This window comes from Paenibacillus solisilvae (assembly GCF_042656405.1).
GTDB classification, from domain to species: Bacteria; Bacillota; Bacilli; order Paenibacillales; family Paenibacillaceae; genus Paenibacillus_Z; species Paenibacillus_Z solisilvae.
Map to the genome: position 1 here is coordinate 51,087 of NZ_JBHSOW010000018.1, position 17,802 is coordinate 68,888.

A 17,802-nucleotide genomic window follows, 5' to 3' on the forward strand; every position below is an offset into this window, starting at 1 on the left:
ATGAGTGTTGAGATGCCGAACCCGTCCATGACCATGGGTCAGAAGGGCGATGACGTGATATTGGAGGTAAAGGACCTGAAGGTTCATTTTCACCTCGATGAAGGCAGGTTGAAGTCCGTTGACGGCGTAGATCTCGTCATTCGCAAGGGCAAGACGCTGGGGATCGTAGGGGAGAGCGGATGCGGCAAGAGCGTCACGTCCCAGGCGCTGCTTCGCATCGTGCCGAATCCCGGGAAGACGGAAGGCGAGATTCTGCTGAAGCGCCAGAACGAAGCAGCGGGCGGGAGCGGGACGGGGGATGTTGTCGATCTGGTTAAGCTGGATCCGGTCGGCAAAGAGATCCGCAGCATCCGCGGCGGTGAGATCGCCATGATCTTCCAGGAGCCGATGAAGGCGTTCTCTCCGATCCATACCATCGGCAACCAGATTATGGAGGCCATCCTGCTGCACCGGACCTCTGACAAGAAGGAAGCATGGGACATCGCGCTGGAGACGCTGATCAGTGTCGGCATGTCCAATCCGGAGCAGCGGCTCAATGAATATCCGCATCAGCTCTCCGGGGGGATGCGGCAGCGGGCCATGATCGCCATGGCGCTTGCATCCCACCCGAATATACTGATTGCCGACGAACCGACGACGGCGCTCGACGTGACGGTTCAAGCGCAGGTGCTGAAGCTGATCAACGATCTGAAGGAGAAGCTGAACACCTCCGTTATTTTCATTACGCATGACCTGGGAGTCATTGCGGAAATGTCCGACGAGGTTGCGGTTATGTATCTGGGTAAAGTTGTGGAATATACGGATGTGGATACGCTGTTCTACGGTCCGCGTCATCCGTATACGATTGCGCTGCTCCACTCCATTCCGTCCGTCGCCCGGAGAAGCGAGCGGTTGGAGTCCATCGATGGTTCCGTTCCGTATCCGATGAATCTGCCGGCAGGCTGCGGCTTCTATTCCCGCTGTAAGAAAGCGCAGAGCGGTGTCTGCAACGTGGCGGATATCCCGCTTGTGAAGGTCAAGGATAACCACTATGTCAGGTGCCTGTTTGCCGAGGAACCATACACAGGGGGTGACGGCCGATGAGCCAAGTGAGGGAATCGACCGCCTTCGACGTGGTCCGGGTCAGCAAGATTAAGAACGATATTATCCTTAATGTGCAGTCGCTCAAAAAATATTTTCCGATTAGAAAAGGCTTCTTCCAGCGGATGGACGGGTATGTGAAAGCCGTCGATGACGTCAACTTCTACATTCGCGAGGGCGAGACGTTCGGCCTGGTCGGTGAATCGGGCTGCGGCAAGACGACGCTCGGACGCTGCGTACTGCGCGCGATCGAGCCCTCGGAAGGCGCCACCCTGTTCAGGGATAGAGAAGGGCAGATGAGAGATCTTAATAAGCTGGACGCCAAGGAACTGCGGAAGTTTCGCCGCGACATTCAGCTGATTTTCCAGGATCCGTATTCATCCCTGAATCCGCGCATGACCGTACAGAATATCGTAGGCGAGCCGCTGATCTGCAACAAGCTGGCGAGCGGTGAAGAACTTCGAATCCGCGTCCGGCAGCTCGTGGAGATGGTGGGGCTGAACAGCAGACATATGGACCGTTATCCGCATGCATTCAGCGGCGGGCAGCGGCAGCGGATCGGCATAGCCAGGGCGCTCGCCACCAATCCCCGTTTCGTCGTGTGCGACGAAGCCGTAAGCGCGCTGGACGTGTCCGTGCAGGCCCAGATTCTGAACCTGCTTCAGGATTTGCAGAAGCAGCTCGGCCTCAGCTACCTGTTTATCTCTCATGATCTGGGCGTCATTCAGCATATTTCGGACCGCGTCGGCGTCATGTATGTCGGGCGCATGGTTGAGACCGCCAGAACGGAGGATCTGTTCATGCGGCCCCGCCATCCGTATACGGAAGCGCTGCTGTCGGCGAAGCCGGTGCCGGATCCACGGAAGAAGGTGGAGAGGATCGTGCTTGCCGGTGAAGTCGCCAACCCGGCGAATCCCCCGTCCGGCTGTTATTTTCACCCCCGCTGCCCTTATGCACAGGAGATCTGCAGGAGCGAGAAGCCGGTTTGGCGGCCAGTCAGCGAGGACCACTTTGTAGCCTGCCACCGGGCGGAGGAGCTTACGCTTCAGGGAGCGCAGCTTTCATGAACCCGTTTGCAGCCGCAATTCTGCTGTATCTGCTGGCAATGGTGGCGTTCATGCTGGGCTCCGTCTGGTTGATCCGGACATTGATCCGCCGTACGGTAGGCGAGAAGCACCGGGTCCTGGAGCATATCATGGATACGGGCAGCGTGCCGGAAGCATGGGTCAGCGGCAGACAGGACAACCGGAAGGCGATAAAGCGGTTGAATCAATTGGCAATATACGTACGCAGGACAAGACTTGTCGACAGCGAGGCCACGCGCGAGCTGCTGCTGTCCAAGCTGGAGCAGGCGAAATCCGGGAAAGGGGGATAGCCGCTTTGGATTCTTTTATCGAGAAGGAGAGGCGTAAGGCCAGCGCGTCGCTCTGGTCATGGCTGCTCTGCATCGTGCCGTCGCTGGCCGGTCTTGCCCTCTGGCTGTCGCTGCATGCGCTGGTGAAAATCTTCTTGGCCCTGAGCGGGATCAGCACCTGGTCGTGGGACGCCATTCAGACCTTCACCTTTCTCATCTTCGGTTTGATCTGGCTGGCAAGCGTATTCTTCATCCAAGACGGGCTGTACAAAGCCGCAGTAAGCGGCACCCTCTGGAGCCGGTTCCTGTTCATTGATGCGGTTCTGGTCTTGCTGCTGCTGTGCGCCAGGGCGCTGCGCATGGTGTTGACGGCGGAGCCTTTCTCCGCGTCAACGGTTCTGACTATCGCGGGCGAAGCCGTTCTGTGCGCCACGCTTTTCTATTTCTACCGGTACACAAGGAGCCGCCGGTCAGCCTGAAGCGGCTTCCGGGCTCTTGTCAGACTTTAGGCTGCTTGATTCCGGGGCGGTTTCAACACCGCGAAGCGGCATTATGATGCGTTTGATGCGCTGCCATGCATGGACGGCATCAGCAAACCGGTTCCATATCAGCTCCCAGGCAGCTGGCACGATAACAACCGATGGGAAGCGGAGGGAGGACCTATGGCGGACGTACCGCATTATGTGGCGATTAAGCGCGAGATAGCCCGGCAAATCCGTAACAAGCAGCTGCTTCCGAACGATCTGCTTCCCGGACGCTGGGCACTTACCGAGAAGTTCGGCTGCAGCTGGGCGACAGTCAATCGGGCCATTCAGGAGCTGATCCTGGAAGGCACGCTGTATGCTTCCAAAGGAAAAGGCACGTTCGTCAGCACCGTCCCTGCCGGACAGGATCTTCGCCCTGGTACGATCTCGGTACTGCTGTGCAACGCAAGGGACAGTGTCTACTATTCCGTACAGGCAATGATGGAGGGAATCCGAATGGCGGCCGGAGCGGAGGGATATGCGGTTCAGTTTATCGACCTGCAGGATTACAACCGCTTTCGGGATTTGGATCAATGGATCGTCATTACACCCGCCCTGTCCGACTTTCCTTTATTGGAGGAGGCGCTTCATCGGGGTGACCGTTTCGTCGTATTGGGAGCGGAGCTTACCTTTCCGGAGGCGAGATGGGTGAACTCCGATACCCGGGAAGGAACCCGCAGGGCGGTCGGCCACCTGTTAGAGTGCGGTCACAGGCACATTCTGATGTTCGGCGTACAGCGCAATTTATCGAACTATGAACAGAAAGTGAAGGGGTATGTGGATGCACTGGTGGAGGCAGGCCTGCCTCCAGACCCCGATTGGATCGTATATCGTCCGGAAAGCCAGGGCGAGGTGGCGGGGGTGCTGGCAAATTGGTTGGAGGGCCATCCTGAATGCACGGCCATCTATGCGGCGGATTATACGTCGGGGCTGGCGGTACTGGGATGGGCCATTGACAACGGAGTGAGCATTCCCGAGGATCTGTCCCTGTTCGTCATGGGCGAGGTGCCGTCTTCGCCTTATCTTCGGGTGCCGCTGAGCAGTGTCGTCCAGCCGTTCACGGAGATGGGACAGCAGGCCGTGCGTCTGCTGCTTACGGATGAGGAAGCCGCCTTCGCATCGCTTCCGTGCAAGCTGATCTATCGGAATTCGGTCCTGCCGGCCAGATCGAACCCTATCAATCAAGAGAAGTAGATGCAGTGAAGCTGAGAAATTAATAATGAGCTTGCGGAAGGCTGGCGATAATTGGGTGTTACCATGCGTCGTAACGGGCTTCAGAGAACCGATTTATATAAAATAGAAGAAAGGTTAAGGATTCCCTATTCTTCGATTAGATCTCATAGGGGGGAAATTGCAACCGCAGTCAGAGGACGATAACAACCTTTTCTTCTTGTTCAGCACGGGCAAGGCTAACAGAATCGCGCGAGGAGGTTTTTTATGTATATCGGGAAGCTGCTCAGTGTAACGCCAACGTTGAACTTTGCCAGCCGTGCGATGGCGGAAACCGGGGAATATTGGGGTCCGCGCACGATACCCGACTGGCAGTTGTTCTCAGTCATTACCGGTGAAGCGAGGCTGCAGCTTGGCCCGGAACGATTCCGGATCCGTCCCGGCGAATGCGTGTTTTATGGGCCTGACAGCCCGCATATTCTCTCCATTACGCGCCCTACCCAGTATTTCAGCTTTCATTTTTCCTGGCACGAGGTCTCGCCTGAGCCCATTCATCCCGCGTTTCGGATAAGAAACGTATCTAGCGAAGCGATGAAAAAGAAGGCGGAGTCCTGCCGCATCAGTGTGCATAACGGCGGGGATATCGAGATCCCGCATCACTTCTCCATCGTTGGCCTGGATTCCATTATGACCAGAATGTTCAAGGAGTATCAGGACGAGCTTGAAGCCTATCCCTATGCACTTCGGGCGCTGCTTATGGAGCTGCTGACCGTCCTCGTCCGTCATCTGGCCTGCCGCAGCAAAGGGCTGCTGCTGAGCAAGATTGAACCCGCTCTAGCAGCTATGCGCGAGCAGCCGGCCAGAAAATGGTCCGTCAGCGAGCTGGCGGAGCTTTGCGGTTATCACCCCAGCTATTTCACGGGGCTGTTCTGCCGGGAGGTGGGGCAGAACCCGAAGGAATATCTGATTGCGGAGCGGATCAAGCAGGCGAAGGCCGCGCTGCTCAAGGGCGAGCCTGTCGAGCAGATCGCACAATCGCTGGGATATGCCAGCATCCATTACTTCAGCAACAACTTTAAGAAGGAGACGGATCTTACGCCGAGCGAGTTCAAACAGCTGCCGACGGCAGTGAGGACGCCCGATGTCTTAAGATCATAAGGGATTAGTTGTGGCAAACCCTTACTGCACTTGTGCGAACAACTTGCAGCGTGCTTAGCATTCGCGGTTTAATTCTGCATGGTGCGCAGCTCCAGGCGCGAGGCAGGCCGATGTGTCGACAGTCAACCCGCATGACGCATGCACATCTATCTATACTGGATTTTTACAGCTATTTCGGGCTGTAGATGTACGAACCAAGCGCTATACTGGATTTTTCCAGTTATAAATGTCAAATTGGGCTCCAAAAGGCTCATTGGGGCGATATAGCTGCATGGAATGCAGTATAGAGACCGTTTTAATCGGAAGGAAGTCTTTTAACTGTACGAATTCCAGTATAGGCTGGGGTGTAACAAGGATCTGGTGCTAAAACGGGGCTGCCCCTAAGCCATTATGGCTTTTGGGGCAGCCTCATTGTTTCGTTACAGGGGGGCGAGTGTGTGAGATAGCGTCGTTGGACGAACTGGCAGAATAACGTATTAACTTCTAGGAGCTCAAAGCATAATGGATACTCCAACAACACAAACAATGGCTCCGATCCAATCGTACATATCGGGTGTTTTTTTATCGACAAGCCATCCCCACAGCACAGCAAGAATAATGAATACTCCGCCGTATGCTGCATAGACGCGACCAAATGAAGGGAAGTTCTGCAGCGTAGGAATGATGCCATAGGCGATTAGGATGAGGCTTCCAACGATACCGTACCACAGGGGCTTGGATTCCCGAAGCCATTGCCAAACGAGATAACCTCCACCAATTTCGGCAAGTCCTGCAACAGATCGTTACTAACAAAATAGAGCGTATAGATTACAAGGACGCTTGGGGCGAATTAGAAAAAAGAAGGCTCGGAGTTGTGGAAATTGAGTCAGGGATTGAGTATCAATTTCCTGGTGATTCAGATTCGCTGCGTCTATTGTATGATTGGATTAGCTTTGAACGGAGATGTTGTCCGTTTTTAACGTTCACGGTTTGTACAAGTCATGACAACGAACCGATTTTTATTGCAGCTAACGGGAAATGCCGAAGCAAAAGCTTTCTTACGTAATGAGCTCAACGATAAAATACAGATGATCACAGCGTTGGGTGTGAATAATGAAGTCTAGACTTAGTGCCTAGCCGAAGAGAAACCACAACATATCATCAAAAACGAAATGATATCTTGCCTGATTTAGCTGCTCAACTTTTAAACAGAACTCCTGTTAAACGCTCGTGTGAGATGTTAGGGATCGATGAAGGATATTATTAAATTTAACATTTTAAAATAAGAGCATTTCTTTGTAATGAGAAATGTTTTTTGTTTTTGTCAAAATTAAAAGGATATAACAATAACAATAATAATATAATTAAAAACGATATTAATTTATTGCAAAACAATAAATTATGTGTTAAAGTCATTTTGTTATTAAATCAGTGAGGTGCTTTAAATGAAGGTTAAACAAGGTTCAACTACTTTCTTAAAGGTAATTATTTTTCTGATTGGAATTGCGATGCTGGCTTTATGTATCTATTGGTTGCCTGAGATAGCCATTAAAGATGCAAAGGTACATCCAGATACGGCTTATTTTCTAATCCCCTTTTTAGTATGTGCATATGGATTCTGTATTACGTTTTCTGTTGCGTTGCATCAAGCATTTAAACTACTAACCTATATCGAAAAAAACAATGCTTTCTCTGAATTATCCCTTAAATCTTTGAAGGTTATAAAAAAATGTGCTTTTACAGTCATTTTCCTCATTCTGTTAGGAATAGTAAGCTTAAAGGTGCTTGCTAAAATCACAGGAGACGACCCAGCAGGTCCTATATCACTAAGTCTAATGGGTATTTTAGCAACTAGTATCATCGCAGCCATTGTGGATGCACTTCAAAAGCCATTAAAAAATGTCCCAGATATTAAGTCAAAAAATGAGAAAATTTAATTAATGAGGTACTTTTTATGAAACAAGTTACGACACTCTTTTTAAAGCTAGCTGTATTTTTATAGGAATCTCAGTTCTTGCTTTGTGCATATTTTTAGTGCCCCATATGGCGAATTTCGCAGCAAAATTGTATCCAAATATTGCCCTAATGAAATATCTCGTTTTCATCGTGATGTATGGAGCGGCTGTGCCTTTTTACTTTGCTCTCTATCAGGCTTTCAATCTTTTACGGTACATTGACGAGAACGCAGCGTTCTCGGAATTATCTGTAAAGGCGTTAAAGAACATAAAGTGCTGTGCGATTACAATCAGTGGTTTGTATGTATTAGGTTTGCCACTCTTTCGTTTTATAGCGAAGAAAGTTGACCCTCCTATTGGATTAATGGGGCTCATCATCATTTTTGCTTCGTTGGTTATCGCCGTTTTTGCTGCTATCCTCCAACGGCTTCTACAAGAAGCGATTAACATAAAATCAGAAAATGATTTGACGGTCTGAGGTGGAGGATATGGAAATTATTACTAATATTGATGTGATGTTAGCAAAACGAAAAATGAGCGTAACGGAGCTTTCTGAGAGGGTTGGAATTACTATGGCGAATCTTTCCATTCTGAAAAATGGGAAAGCAAAAGCGGTTCGTTTTTCAACATTAGAAGCGATATGTAAGACTTTGGATTGTCAGCCGGGTGATATTTTGGAGTACAAAAGCGATGAGGACACTCAATAAAAACAGACAACTGTGATTTGCAATGTTTGCACCTCAAAAGGGAATCCGTTATATGGTATGGGCGGCCTCTTTTTATGCCTCGCGCCACGCACTACTGCATTGCACTTATCACGGAATTTATTGATAATAAAATAAAGCGCTATGATTCCCTGATTTTCAGAATATGACCTGCATTCTATCCGACATAAATCCTCCGAAAGCGAGTTGATTCAATATGGAGCTCCATGTAAACGCGAAAATTAAAATCGTAAAACCGGTCAATGAAGTATTTGACGCCTTTATCGACCTTAAGAAAATGTCGAATTACTGGTTCTCATCAGATTCAGCAAGATTAGAACAAGGCAGGACGGTTACATTGAGATATGAAGAATATGATGCGCAGGTAGATATCGAAGTCTTGAAAATAGAGATAAATAAGAAAATTGTGTTTAAGTGGGCTGGAACCGAGCATGTGGTTACGATTTCGCTGAATGAGCCAGACAACGTGAGTACAACTATTGAAGTCGATCAGCGCGGCTGGACGGAAACCGATGAGGATCTGGTAAGCCAACTGCTGGATAATAAAGAAGGCTGGGTTTATATGCTGACCTGCTTGAAGGGCTATTTGGAGTATGGGGTTATTTTGAGGGCGGCATTAGTGAAGTGATTGATTCATTAACGATAGCGGTATAAGCCGTCACCAGAATGACGAGCTGCGTTAATGCCCAACAATACAGAAACGATGGTGGCTATGTCAGACACAAGCAGCGCAAAGTTCCTCTATCTCGGCAAGCCGTATTCTCTTCATGAGTTAATAGAAACCGGCGGCTTAAACGAAGAAGAACGCAAGAAGAATCTCAAGAAGTTCTATTTCTCAAGCTGTAAGAAAATAGTTGGCGAACGGATAAAAGATTATCAAGCACAGCTGAGAGTCAAACCGAAATCCATTGAGGTCGTAGAGTCGAAGACCAAATGGGGCAGCTGCAGCTCAAGTAAGAAGGTTACGTTTAACTATCGTTTAGCCATGGCTCCTGTCGAAGTGATTGACTATGTCATCATCCATGAGCTGTGTCATCTGCTTCATATGAACCATGATCGCTCCTTCTGGAGACGTGTGGGAAGCATAATGCCGGACTACAAAGAGAAGCAGGCGTACTTAGAAACCTATGGTCAGTTGATCATGATATTCCCGCTCGATTAGGCAGAGATTCTGCCTTTTTTTTGTTTTTGTAAACAGATTTGACCCTATTATTGCAACGCGAAAAAATTGCGAACGCATTCAAAAAATGTTTGTTGCCTTCTAATGAGGGAGTCTCTACCATGAAATGTACGGAACCGGGCCCGGATGAACCGTCATCATATTGGGAGAGGAGACTTCAACCTACATGAAAGCAGTTGCGCTTACGAAAGTGAATGCAAAGTCGAAAAAACAACCTTCGTTTCGCTTTCAGGAGAATATCCAGCTCTACTTGATCATGCTTCCCGTGCTGCTGCATATCTTCGTGTTCAGCTACATTCCGATGTACGGAATCGTCATCGCCTTTCAGAATTACTCCCCGGGAAACTCGTTCATTTCCCTTAGCGGGGTTGTGGACTGGGTAGGCTTCAAGCATTTTACCAACTTTTTTAGCGGTCCGTATTTCTTGCGCTTAATGCGCAATACGTTCACGCTCAGCTTCCTGTCGCTCGTCTTTGGCTTCTGGGTGCCGATCCTGTTCGCGCTGCTGATGAATGAGCTGAGGAACGGCTTCTTCAAGAAGTACGTGCAGACAGCCAGCTACCTGCCTCACTTCATCTCCAATGTGGTCGTAGCGGGCATGGTCTTATCCTTCATCAATACGGATGGAATCATCAATGCCATCATCAAGCTGTTTGGCGGTTCGCCGCTTTCGCTCAATACCGAGCCGGGCTATTTTCCCGCCATCTATACGATAACGACCATTTGGAAGTCCTTCGGCTGGGGCAGCATTCTGTATATGTCGGCCATATCGTCGATCGACCCCCATATGTACGAAGCGGCAAAGATGGATGGAGCCAACCGGTTCAAGCAGATCATACATATTACGCTTCCCTCCATTCGGCCTACCATCTTCATTCTGCTTATCTTCGCAGTCGGCAATCTGCTGACGGCGAACAGCGAATTCATCCTATTGATCTACAATCCGATTCTGTACGAGACTGCCGATGTCATCGGAACTTATTTGTACCGCGACGGACTCCTGGGAGGCAATTTCAGCTCGGGAACGGCGATCGGACTGTTCATCTCCCTGATTAATATCTCGCTGCTGTTCGTGGCGAACAAGCTGAGCCGCAAATATTCTGATTATGCCTTGTGGTAAAGGAGGAGTACGATGAGCACCTGGGTCAGAAAAAATCCGAACGCCATCCGGCAAGGCTCGACCGTTGTGGATATTATCATTTATGCCATTGTGCTTGCGGTTTGTCTCATTACGCTGTATCCGTTCTATCTGGTCATCATTATGTCCATTAGCTCGCCGAGCGAGGTAGCGGCGATGAACGTGTTCTGGTATCCCAAAGGCTTCTTCCTCGGCTCTTATGAGCTGATCGTCAAGGACAAGCAGATGTGGTGGGCGTATTCCAATACCATCATCTATGTTGTAAGCGGTACACTTCTGAACTGCCTTACGGCCATGCTGGGTGCATATCCGTTAACGGTCCGCCATTTGAATGGGCGCAAATGGGTCGTTGCCTATCTGCTTATCCCGATGTACTTCGGGGGCGGCCTGATTCCGTCCTTCCTTCTCGTGAACAATCTGGGGCTTTATAATACGGTATTCGCAGTCATTATCCCCGGCGCGGTCAGCATATGGAACATTATCCTCGTCCGGACATTCTTTATGTCGATTCCGGAGGGATTGAAGGAGTCCGCCTTCATGGACGGCGCCTCCCACTGGCAGCTTCTCTTCCGGATCATTCTGCCCGTATCCAAGCCGATTATGGCGGTTATCGCCATATACAGCATCGTCGGGATCTGGAACAGCTGGTTCGACGCGCTTGTCTACCTGCCCAACGAGAAGCTGCATCCGCTGCAGATGTATCTGTACCGTGTCATCGTCCAGCAGACCGTAGACCTGAAAGCCATGACGATGGAAGATTCCCACAATGCCATGACCAACATTCTGTCGAACATACAGCTGAAATATTCGATTATTGTGTTCACTGCGCTGCCTGTCATCTTCACCTACCCCTTCTTTCAGAAATATTTCATCAAGGGGGCGCTTCTCGGTTCGTTGAAGGAATAGGCCTTAACCCATTTTCAAGGAGGATATCTATGAAGATAAATTGGATGAAAAAGCTCTTATTATGCCAAGTGGCCCTGGCTTTAACCGTGACTGTCAGCGCCTGCGGCAGCAACAATGAAGAGGGCAATGTCTCCTCCGCAGACGGACAGCAGCTCAGCAAGCTTCGGCTGCTCGGTCCCGCCGGCACGAGCCGGTTCATCAAGTTCGATGAGCGGGCGAAATATCCCGTGTGGACGGAACTCGACAAGATGCTGACCGGTGCAGGGCTGAATCTGGATTACGAGCTGGTTCCCAGTGAGCAGTACAGCGTCGTTATCAAGACGAGAATGGCTTCAGGCAGCAAGCTGCCCGATATCGTAAACATCTCCGCGCTCGATAATACGACGGTGCTTAATCTGGCCAAGCAGGGGGCGCTGCTCGACTTGAATCCGCTTATTGAGAAATACAGCAACGGTAATATCAAGAAGATGTATGAAGAGGAGTTCCCGTTCGCCAAGAAGACGACGACGTCCCCTGACGGCAAGATGTACTGGTTCAGCAGTCTTCACAAAAAACTGTACCAAGACAAGCAGCCCGCGCCTGTCTCCTTAACGATGCTGCTGCGCAAAGACTGGCTCGACAAGCTGAACCTCCCGGTACCCACCACCGCCGATGAATACCTGAATACGCTCAAGCTGATGCGCGAGAAAGACGCGAACGGCAACGGCCAGAAGGATGAGGTGCTTCTCTACAATCCCGGCTCCTTCTCGGAATCGATCGCCCAGTGGTTCGGCCTTGGCACCAACATTACAGCGGTCGATGTCGAGAACAAAAAAATCGTCTCCCCGTGGTATCAGGAGGGAGTCAAGGATTACTTCCGGTATTTGCAGCGAATGGTGAAGGAAGACATCCTCGATACGAATCTGATCGCAGCGAACGGCGAACAAAGGGAACAAAAAATGATCGAAAATAAAATCTCCTCCTTCAATAGCTACAATCTGGAAATGTGGTCGGAGCTGAACGTTCAGAGCGGTGGAAGCTATCTCCCGCTGATGCCTCTGAAAGCGGTTGACGGCATTACCCCGGCCGCCCAAATCGAGCCTCCTTATCTGGTGTGGGAGAAGTACGCGATTACGAAGGATGCCAAGGACGTTGAGGCTGCCATCAAATTCTTCGATGTGGTCTATTCGAAGGAATACGCCGATTTGCTTTACTGGGGCATTAAAGATCAGACCTATAAATTAGACGAGAACGGCGCCAAGACGTTCATGAACAACGGCAATGATCAGGAGCTGGCCAAATCGAAGCAGGTCCAGGGCGCACTGCTGTACGGCGGCACGGTATTCCCGCGCGTCCAGTTCCCGAACCTGGAATTTGAATTGTCCCGTGTTCCTCAGCAGAAGACCGACAATGAAATGCAGATTCTTACCTACAAGCCCTATTATGTAAGCTCAAATGACAACTACCTGTCCATTCCCGATGAGAAGCAGCTGGAGACCAAGACCAAAATCTTAACCAATCTGACGACGTACTCCACGGAGCTGGCCACGAAGCTGGCGCTGGGTCAAAGCTCACTTGACGATTGGGATCAATATATCGCCGAGCTGAAGAAACTCGGACTGGATCAGCTGATCGAGATCGAACAGAAGCTGCTTGACCGGTATAACAGCATCCAGTAACAATTGGAGCACGCGATGAATTCATGAGCAAGGGGCAGATCCCGTTCCAGGTCCGATTTGCCCTTTGCCCATAGCGGTCGATTGAGGGAGGCGGAATTTACCATGCTCAAGTGGCGTTTGGCAAGCGGCACCTTTCAGAAGACGTTCTTGTCTTATTTTGGAATTCTGATGATTCCCATCTTGGTGTTCAGCACGGTTAACATGCATCGTAACGTGAAGGAAGAGCAGGATCGGCTGTATGAGAAGCACATGACAGACGCACAGCGGACCTCGGATCTCATGGACAACAAATTGAATGAGCTGCAAAACGCGGGTAAAGTGCTGAGCCAGGAGTCATGGGTTCGGAAAAGGATGGAGAGCAGCAATGTATTCGACCAGGACTTCGATGTCTTGAACATGCTGGATATCAAGAAGGATCTTCAAAACCTGATCGGATCGCTGGACATCGTATCCTTCGGGGCGGTCATCTATCCCGAGAAGCATCTGGTGTTGACGCCATGGGGTTCTTATGCCGAGAATGACTTTTTCTCGGATGTTGCCGTGTTTGATGATGCCGTGCAGCGAAATCTCTTGGATGATGTCAGCTTATACCGTTTCTTTGATATCGGCATGCCGATATCCGTCCGTGCCTGGGGAACCGTAAAGAAGGTCATTCCCGTTCTGCAGAGCTTGGAGGTTGTGGGCCATCCGCGGGCCACGCTGGTTCTGTTCATCGATAATGCGTATCTGTCCGAGTTTTTGAACCGGTTTGGCGGTATCGATTCCATTGATTTCACCATCTCTGTGAACGATGCAATCGTCTACAAGCAAGTTAGGAGCAGCTTAAGCGATCCGAGTAGAGAAGAAAGAACACAAGGCGAGCTTAAGATCAACTCCCAGGCAAGCGATTGGCAGTACACGATCTCCTATTACGACGACAGTTTGATCGGAGTGAAAAATTTGGTCGGCTCTCTCCTTGCCATCCTCATCTCTATCGTAGTCGGTACCTTGGCCGCTTACGGATTGGCCAAGATCAGCTATCGTCCGCTTGCCGCTTTGCTGAACAAGCTCTCCATTGCGCTGCGGGACGATCCGGATGCGGAGCCGGCACGATCCGGCTGTGAATACAACCGGATCGAGAATTCATTTGAACAGCTGATTCATGAGAATCAATCGCTCCAGCGGGCGGTGTCCGATTATGAGCTTGCTGCACGCTCGAACCTGCTGCTTCGCTTGCTGAAGGGCTATTTTACAGCCGACCAGCAGATGGTCGACTTCCGGAAATTCGGAGTCGGCTATACCAACGATATGTATTATTGCACGATGCTGCTGCGGTTTGACAGCTTTCACGATTGCACGGATATCGCCAGGATCCAGCAGATCGAGTTGATTACCATTATCGTCGCCGAACAAGTATTCAAGCGCTGCTCCCTGGACTATGAGCTGTTCGAAGTGACGGATGCGGACAAAGCCATCATCGTATCGCTGGCGCAGCCATTCGCAGACCATGAGGTGATGGGGCGCATCGCATCAGATATAGCGGCAGGCATCGAGCGGGCCTGTCAGGTTCAGCCCGACATTTGGCACGGCGCGGTCGAGCAAGGACTGATCGGGATCAGCAAGTCGTATTACGCGGCCAATGAAAGCCTGCAGATGGCGGTCTTCATGCGCGGGCACGTTCAGGAAAGGCAGGAGGAAGCGGTTCACCCGGAGGTCCACTATTATTATCCGACGGACTGGGAAGTCCAGCTGATCAATAACTTGAAAGTGGGAAACCTGGATACATCCATCCATATTCTAAGCGAGATCAGAGCGGAGAACGAGCGGCGCAACCTGCCCGCGGCAAGCATCATCAGGCTCGTCTCCTTACTGCTCGAAACGATGCTCAGGGTACTCACCGAGCTCAACATCGATGCGGGCATCTATGCCAAGCAGTTCGGGAGCCGGGTGGATACGGAGAATATCGGGCCTATGTGGGGTTATGTGTTCGAAGTGGGGACGGTCATATGTGAACGGATCCAATATTCCAACACCCCGTCGGCAATGGAGATCGGCGGCAAACTCCTTCACTATGTCAAGATGAATTATACCGAAACGGACGTGTCGCTCAAGACGCTTGCAGCTATATTCGAGATGTCGGTATCCGGTGTATCGAAGACGTTCAAGGAGGTGGCAGGCGTCAATTTCTATGATTATTTATGCCGGCTGCGGATGGAGAGGGCCAAGGAGCTGCTTAGGGAGCAGCCTTGCGAGATCGACAAAGTCGCGTCCCGCGTAGGTTACGAGAATGTCTATTCGTTCAAGCGTGCCTTTGTCCGTTATGAGGGAATCAAGCCGAATGAATATACGCAGAAATCGGATAAGCATTACGCTTAAAGGGCTGGATTAGGCCGAAGAAACGCCAACTGAGCATGGGAATACGAAGAAGCGAATACGAAGAAGCGAATACGAAGAAGCGAATACGAAGAAGCGAATACGAAGAAGCGAATACGAAGAAGCGAAGACAAAGCAGTACTTGCTTGGCAATTTTGGCGAAGCTGTAAATTCAATCGAGGTGTATGCAAACGGGGCTGTTCTCTTTTACCCAAAGAGTACGGCTCTTTTTTCCTTTCTTTCCAATTCTGTTATCATGAAGATAAGCAACAATACGGGAGTCAATAGAGTTTCCGCCCCTGAACAGCAGCTATGATTCTCTGAACGTATCCTCCCTACTGCTTATTAAAAGGGTTAATGAAAGGACAAGTCATGGAAAAAAACAAAATGACTTCGGATTCCATTAATGAATACATCTCGAAATTCCCTCCCGAGGTCCAGGAATTGCTTGAAAAGGTAAGACAAGTGATAAAAGAGTCTGCACCGGAAGCGCAGGAAAAGATAAGCTATCAAATGCCCACTTTTGCGCTGCATGGAAATTTGGTGCATTTTGCCGCTTACAAGAATCATATCGGATTTTATCCGGCTCCAAGCGGAATACAGGCATTTAAACATGAATTATCGAACTATAAAGGGGCAAAAGGATCGATACAGTTTCCGTTAGATCAGCCGCTGCCTTATGAATTAATAAGCGAGATCGTTAAATTTAGAGCTGCTGAGAATATTGAACGGGCAGCTAGCAAAATTAAAAAGAAGAACTAAGACTCCAAATAACTTGCGAAATCACCTTCCAAGCTTGAAATCGACGGAACCCCCGGCTTGCATGCATGATCATCGCTGAAAATACAGGCAAGCGGCGCCCTTTATCACTTCCAGTGAATTTCAGCTCGTATACCGCCCAATTCTGATGAAGAGAACAGGATGTCTGCGCTATCGCCGAATTCCCATACAAGCCTTTGATATACGTTCCATATCGCATAGCCCATATCCTTATTCAGCGGCATACGGATTTTCTCGTTAAGCTGCTCAATCTGCTCCTGTGTGAGCCCTTTTCCGTTATCTTCAATGACTATTTTCTTCTCCTCATTGTGGATTGTTCCCGTAATGATGATCATACAAGGGCCGTTCTTCATTTCGAAGCCGTGCAAGGCGGAGTTTTCCACGAAAGGCTGAAGAAACAAACAGGGCAGCTCCAAATCCAGCATTTCCTCGGAAATATCGATCGTGTACTGAAGCCGTTTCATCCTTAATTCTTGAATGACTAAATAGTTGGTGATGAGCTTCAGCTCATCACGAAGAGGAGCCGTACGTTTGTCCACTCTTGTCGTATAGCGGAAAAATTCGGCCAAACTCAAAGCCATAGCTTCCACGGCTTCGTCGTTTCCGGACCTTGACATATTTTGAATGAAAAACAGACAGTTGTATAAGAAATGAGGATTTATTTGCGACTGAAGCTGTTTTAAAGTGGCTTCACGCGAATGCAGCTTTTCCTTATAAACGTTCTCAATAAGCTCCTCGATTTGTTCCGCCATATCGTTGAAGCTGCCAATTAAGAAATCGAACTCATTTTTGCTTTTACCATGGATCCGGACGGCATAGTTTCCTTGCTTGAGCTGGCTAACCCCCCAGATCAGCCTTTTTATCGGCAATTGAACGTTCCTGTAAAGCATGAAGGAGGCCGCGATTCCCGTTACAAGCAGGAGAAAGATCGACAAGTAGAATAAGTCGCGGTTTCGCGTAATCGGCTCTAGAACATGATCCAAGGGCGTATATCCGATCATATACCATCTTAAAGTTTTGGATTTCACGTAATGGACCACATATTTTCCATTTTGCAGCTTTATGATTTGGCTTCCGGCATCCGGGATCGACTTCGCTTTCAGGATGGATGTAAGCTGCTCCACCATCGTTTTATCAGCAGTTTGTCCCATGATCGGGGCATGACCCTGGGAGTAGAAATACGCTTCGGTTTGCTGCCCATTCGTATATTCATTAATCATCTTCCGGATGTTCTCGGGAGAAAAGCTCGCCCGTAGAATGATGTTCGTATCGTCCAACTGGTTGCCGCGGGAATAAGGGGAGAACAGGAAGCGTTCAAAATAATATTGCCAGTCTTCGCCGATTCCCGTATTTCTCTTGAATTTCCACGCCTCGGAAAGGGAGTCGAGCAAATCGAGACTGTTGAATTCCGCTTGGGGGTAGGTGCCCACGGCCTGCTTGGCAGAGATGGAATAAGCGCTGAGATGGTTCGTAAATGGGCTGGATACGCTTTGCAGCATTAGTTTTCTCTCAATGGTATTGGCAAGCTCCATCTGCTCGAAAGATTTTAACCGCTCGAGATAGGCAAAATCGATAATGTTCGGGTCACTGCTTAACGTCACCAGCACTTTAGACAATTGGTTCACATTCCCGTCAAGCTGGTTTACCAAATAGATCATTTGGTTAAGACCAGATTGCTTCTGCACGCTTTTCACTACATCTATGCTCGCCTGATTGGAAAACCAGTAGAGGATATTAATCGGGATGAGCAGCAGAAAAATAATCAGGTTCACTTTATGGAACGTATTCAAGTGCTTCGCGTTTTCCTTCATAGACGTACAGCCCCCGACCGCTTCATTCGCTT

The 17,802-nt window shown here is 49.6% G+C and carries 15 protein-coding genes and 3 pseudogenes; 16 read left to right on the forward strand and 2 right to left on the reverse strand.

From position 1 onward, the window contains the following. The 6 genes from ACFPYJ_RS05660 to ACFPYJ_RS05685 all read left to right on the forward strand — a co-directional run bounded on the left by ACFPYJ_RS05660 (window position 1) and on the right by ACFPYJ_RS05685 (window position 5,286). Window positions 1-1,083, forward strand: a complete 1,083-nt coding sequence (locus ACFPYJ_RS05660) for an ABC transporter ATP-binding protein (protein WP_379187085.1) — start codon at window positions 1-3, stop codon at window positions 1,081-1,083. Continuing rightward, complete coding sequence (locus ACFPYJ_RS05665; RefSeq protein WP_379187086.1) at window positions 1,080-2,147, forward strand: ABC transporter ATP-binding protein; 1,068 nt, start codon at window positions 1,080-1,082, stop codon at window positions 2,145-2,147. Before ACFPYJ_RS05660 ends, ACFPYJ_RS05665 begins: the two co-directional genes overlap by 4 nt. Continuing rightward, entirely contained in the window at window positions 2,144-2,455 is a 312-nt protein-coding gene (locus ACFPYJ_RS05670; protein WP_379187087.1) for a hypothetical protein, read from the forward strand. Before ACFPYJ_RS05665 ends, ACFPYJ_RS05670 begins: the two co-directional genes overlap by 4 nt. Before the next feature lie 5 nt (window positions 2,456-2,460). Continuing rightward, a complete protein-coding gene (locus ACFPYJ_RS05675; protein ID WP_379187088.1) occupies window positions 2,461-2,913 on the forward strand; it encodes a hypothetical protein in 453 nt (150 codons plus the stop codon). Between the two features lie 183 nt (window positions 2,914-3,096). Continuing rightward, complete coding sequence (locus ACFPYJ_RS05680; RefSeq protein WP_379187089.1) at window positions 3,097-4,152, forward strand: substrate-binding domain-containing protein; 1,056 nt, start codon at window positions 3,097-3,099, stop codon at window positions 4,150-4,152. A gap of 243 nt (window positions 4,153-4,395) precedes the next feature. Then, window positions 4,396-5,286 (forward strand): helix-turn-helix transcriptional regulator, encoded by an 891-nt coding sequence (locus tag ACFPYJ_RS05685; RefSeq protein WP_379187090.1) that lies wholly within the window; start codon window positions 4,396-4,398, stop codon window positions 5,284-5,286. Between the two features lie 491 nt (window positions 5,287-5,777). On the opposite strand, the pseudogene ACFPYJ_RS05690 reads toward ACFPYJ_RS05685, so the two are convergent. Beyond that, window positions 5,778-6,062 (reverse strand): annotated as a pseudogene (locus ACFPYJ_RS05690) (YnfA family protein); the annotation flags it as partial. 648 nt (window positions 6,063-6,710) lie between these two features. Here ACFPYJ_RS05690 and ACFPYJ_RS05695 point away from each other — a divergent pair. The 10 genes and pseudogenes from ACFPYJ_RS05695 (at window position 6,711) to ACFPYJ_RS05740 (ending at window position 15,941) form a co-directional block, all read left to right on the forward strand. Continuing rightward, window positions 6,711-7,202, forward strand: a complete 492-nt coding sequence (locus tag ACFPYJ_RS05695) for a DUF2975 domain-containing protein (protein WP_379187091.1) — start codon at window positions 6,711-6,713, stop codon at window positions 7,200-7,202. A 17-nt stretch (window positions 7,203-7,219) separates the two neighbouring features. Beyond that, window positions 7,220-7,698 (forward strand): annotated as a pseudogene (locus ACFPYJ_RS05700) (DUF2975 domain-containing protein). 10 nt (window positions 7,699-7,708) lie between these two features. Next, complete coding sequence (locus ACFPYJ_RS05705) at window positions 7,709-7,927, forward strand: helix-turn-helix domain-containing protein (RefSeq protein ID WP_379187092.1); 219 nt, start codon at window positions 7,709-7,711, stop codon at window positions 7,925-7,927. 214 nt (window positions 7,928-8,141) lie between these two features. Then, the gene (locus tag ACFPYJ_RS05710; protein ID WP_379187093.1) at window positions 8,142-8,573 is read left to right on the forward strand and encodes an SRPBCC domain-containing protein; all 432 of its coding nucleotides are present in this window, start codon (window positions 8,142-8,144) and stop codon (window positions 8,571-8,573) included. Between the two features lie 105 nt (window positions 8,574-8,678). Beyond that, a pseudogene (locus tag ACFPYJ_RS05715) lies at window positions 8,679-9,107 on the forward strand (M48 family metallopeptidase); the annotation flags it as partial. Between the two features lie 184 nt (window positions 9,108-9,291). After that, on the forward strand, window positions 9,292-10,245 hold the full coding sequence (locus ACFPYJ_RS05720) for an ABC transporter permease (protein ID WP_379187094.1): 954 nt from the start codon (window positions 9,292-9,294) through the stop codon (window positions 10,243-10,245). Between the two features lie 12 nt (window positions 10,246-10,257). Then, entirely contained in the window at window positions 10,258-11,169 is a 912-nt protein-coding gene (locus tag ACFPYJ_RS05725) for a carbohydrate ABC transporter permease (protein WP_379187095.1), read from the forward strand. Window positions 11,170-11,198: 29 nt separating this feature from the next. After that, window positions 11,199-12,827 (forward strand): extracellular solute-binding protein, encoded by a 1,629-nt coding sequence (locus tag ACFPYJ_RS05730; protein WP_379187096.1) that lies wholly within the window; start codon window positions 11,199-11,201, stop codon window positions 12,825-12,827. 102 nt (window positions 12,828-12,929) lie between these two features. Further along, the gene (locus ACFPYJ_RS05735) at window positions 12,930-15,182 is read left to right on the forward strand and encodes a helix-turn-helix domain-containing protein (protein WP_379187097.1); all 2,253 of its coding nucleotides are present in this window, start codon (window positions 12,930-12,932) and stop codon (window positions 15,180-15,182) included. 369 nt (window positions 15,183-15,551) lie between these two features. Beyond that, window positions 15,552-15,941, forward strand: coding sequence for an iron chaperone (locus ACFPYJ_RS05740; RefSeq protein ID WP_379187098.1), 390 nt, complete (start codon window positions 15,552-15,554; stop codon window positions 15,939-15,941). A gap of 104 nt (window positions 15,942-16,045) precedes the next feature. On the opposite strand, the gene ACFPYJ_RS05745 is transcribed toward ACFPYJ_RS05740, so the two are convergent. Further along, window positions 16,046-17,770 carry a sensor histidine kinase gene (locus ACFPYJ_RS05745; protein ID WP_379187099.1) on the reverse strand — a complete coding sequence of 575 codons (1,725 nt, stop codon included), beginning with the start codon at window positions 17,768-17,770 and terminating at the stop codon, window positions 16,046-16,048. Window positions 17,771-17,802: the final 32 nt, after the last annotated feature.

What these genes read in the sequence shown, in the direction of transcription:
- ACFPYJ_RS05745 (WP_379187099.1), bottom strand. Translation starts at nt 17,770, where the DNA reads ATGAAGGAAAACGCGAAGCACTTGAATACGTTCCATAAAGTGAACCTG.
- ACFPYJ_RS05735 (WP_379187097.1), top strand. Translation starts at nt 12,930, where the DNA reads ATGCTCAAGTGGCGTTTGGCAAGCGGCACCTTTCAGAAGACGTTCTTG.
- ACFPYJ_RS05685 (WP_379187090.1), top strand. Translation starts at nt 4,396, where the DNA reads ATGTATATCGGGAAGCTGCTCAGTGTAACGCCAACGTTGAACTTTGCC.
- ACFPYJ_RS05720 (WP_379187094.1), top strand. Translation starts at nt 9,292, where the DNA reads ATGAAAGCAGTTGCGCTTACGAAAGTGAATGCAAAGTCGAAAAAACAA.
- ACFPYJ_RS05665 (WP_379187086.1), top strand. Translation starts at nt 1,080, where the DNA reads ATGAGCCAAGTGAGGGAATCGACCGCCTTCGACGTGGTCCGGGTCAGC.
- ACFPYJ_RS05725 (WP_379187095.1), top strand. Translation starts at nt 10,258, where the DNA reads ATGAGCACCTGGGTCAGAAAAAATCCGAACGCCATCCGGCAAGGCTCG.
- ACFPYJ_RS05670 (WP_379187087.1), top strand. Translation starts at nt 2,144, where the DNA reads ATGAACCCGTTTGCAGCCGCAATTCTGCTGTATCTGCTGGCAATGGTG.
- ACFPYJ_RS05680 (WP_379187089.1), top strand. Translation starts at nt 3,097, where the DNA reads ATGGCGGACGTACCGCATTATGTGGCGATTAAGCGCGAGATAGCCCGG.
- ACFPYJ_RS05740 (WP_379187098.1), top strand. Translation starts at nt 15,552, where the DNA reads ATGGAAAAAAACAAAATGACTTCGGATTCCATTAATGAATACATCTCG.
- ACFPYJ_RS05695 (WP_379187091.1), top strand. Translation starts at nt 6,711, where the DNA reads ATGAAGGTTAAACAAGGTTCAACTACTTTCTTAAAGGTAATTATTTTT.
- ACFPYJ_RS05705 (WP_379187092.1), top strand. Translation starts at nt 7,709, where the DNA reads ATGGAAATTATTACTAATATTGATGTGATGTTAGCAAAACGAAAAATG.
- ACFPYJ_RS05730 (WP_379187096.1), top strand. Translation starts at nt 11,199, where the DNA reads ATGAAGATAAATTGGATGAAAAAGCTCTTATTATGCCAAGTGGCCCTG.
- ACFPYJ_RS05660 (WP_379187085.1), top strand. Translation starts at nt 1, where the DNA reads ATGAGTGTTGAGATGCCGAACCCGTCCATGACCATGGGTCAGAAGGGC.
- ACFPYJ_RS05710 (WP_379187093.1), top strand. Translation starts at nt 8,142, where the DNA reads ATGGAGCTCCATGTAAACGCGAAAATTAAAATCGTAAAACCGGTCAAT.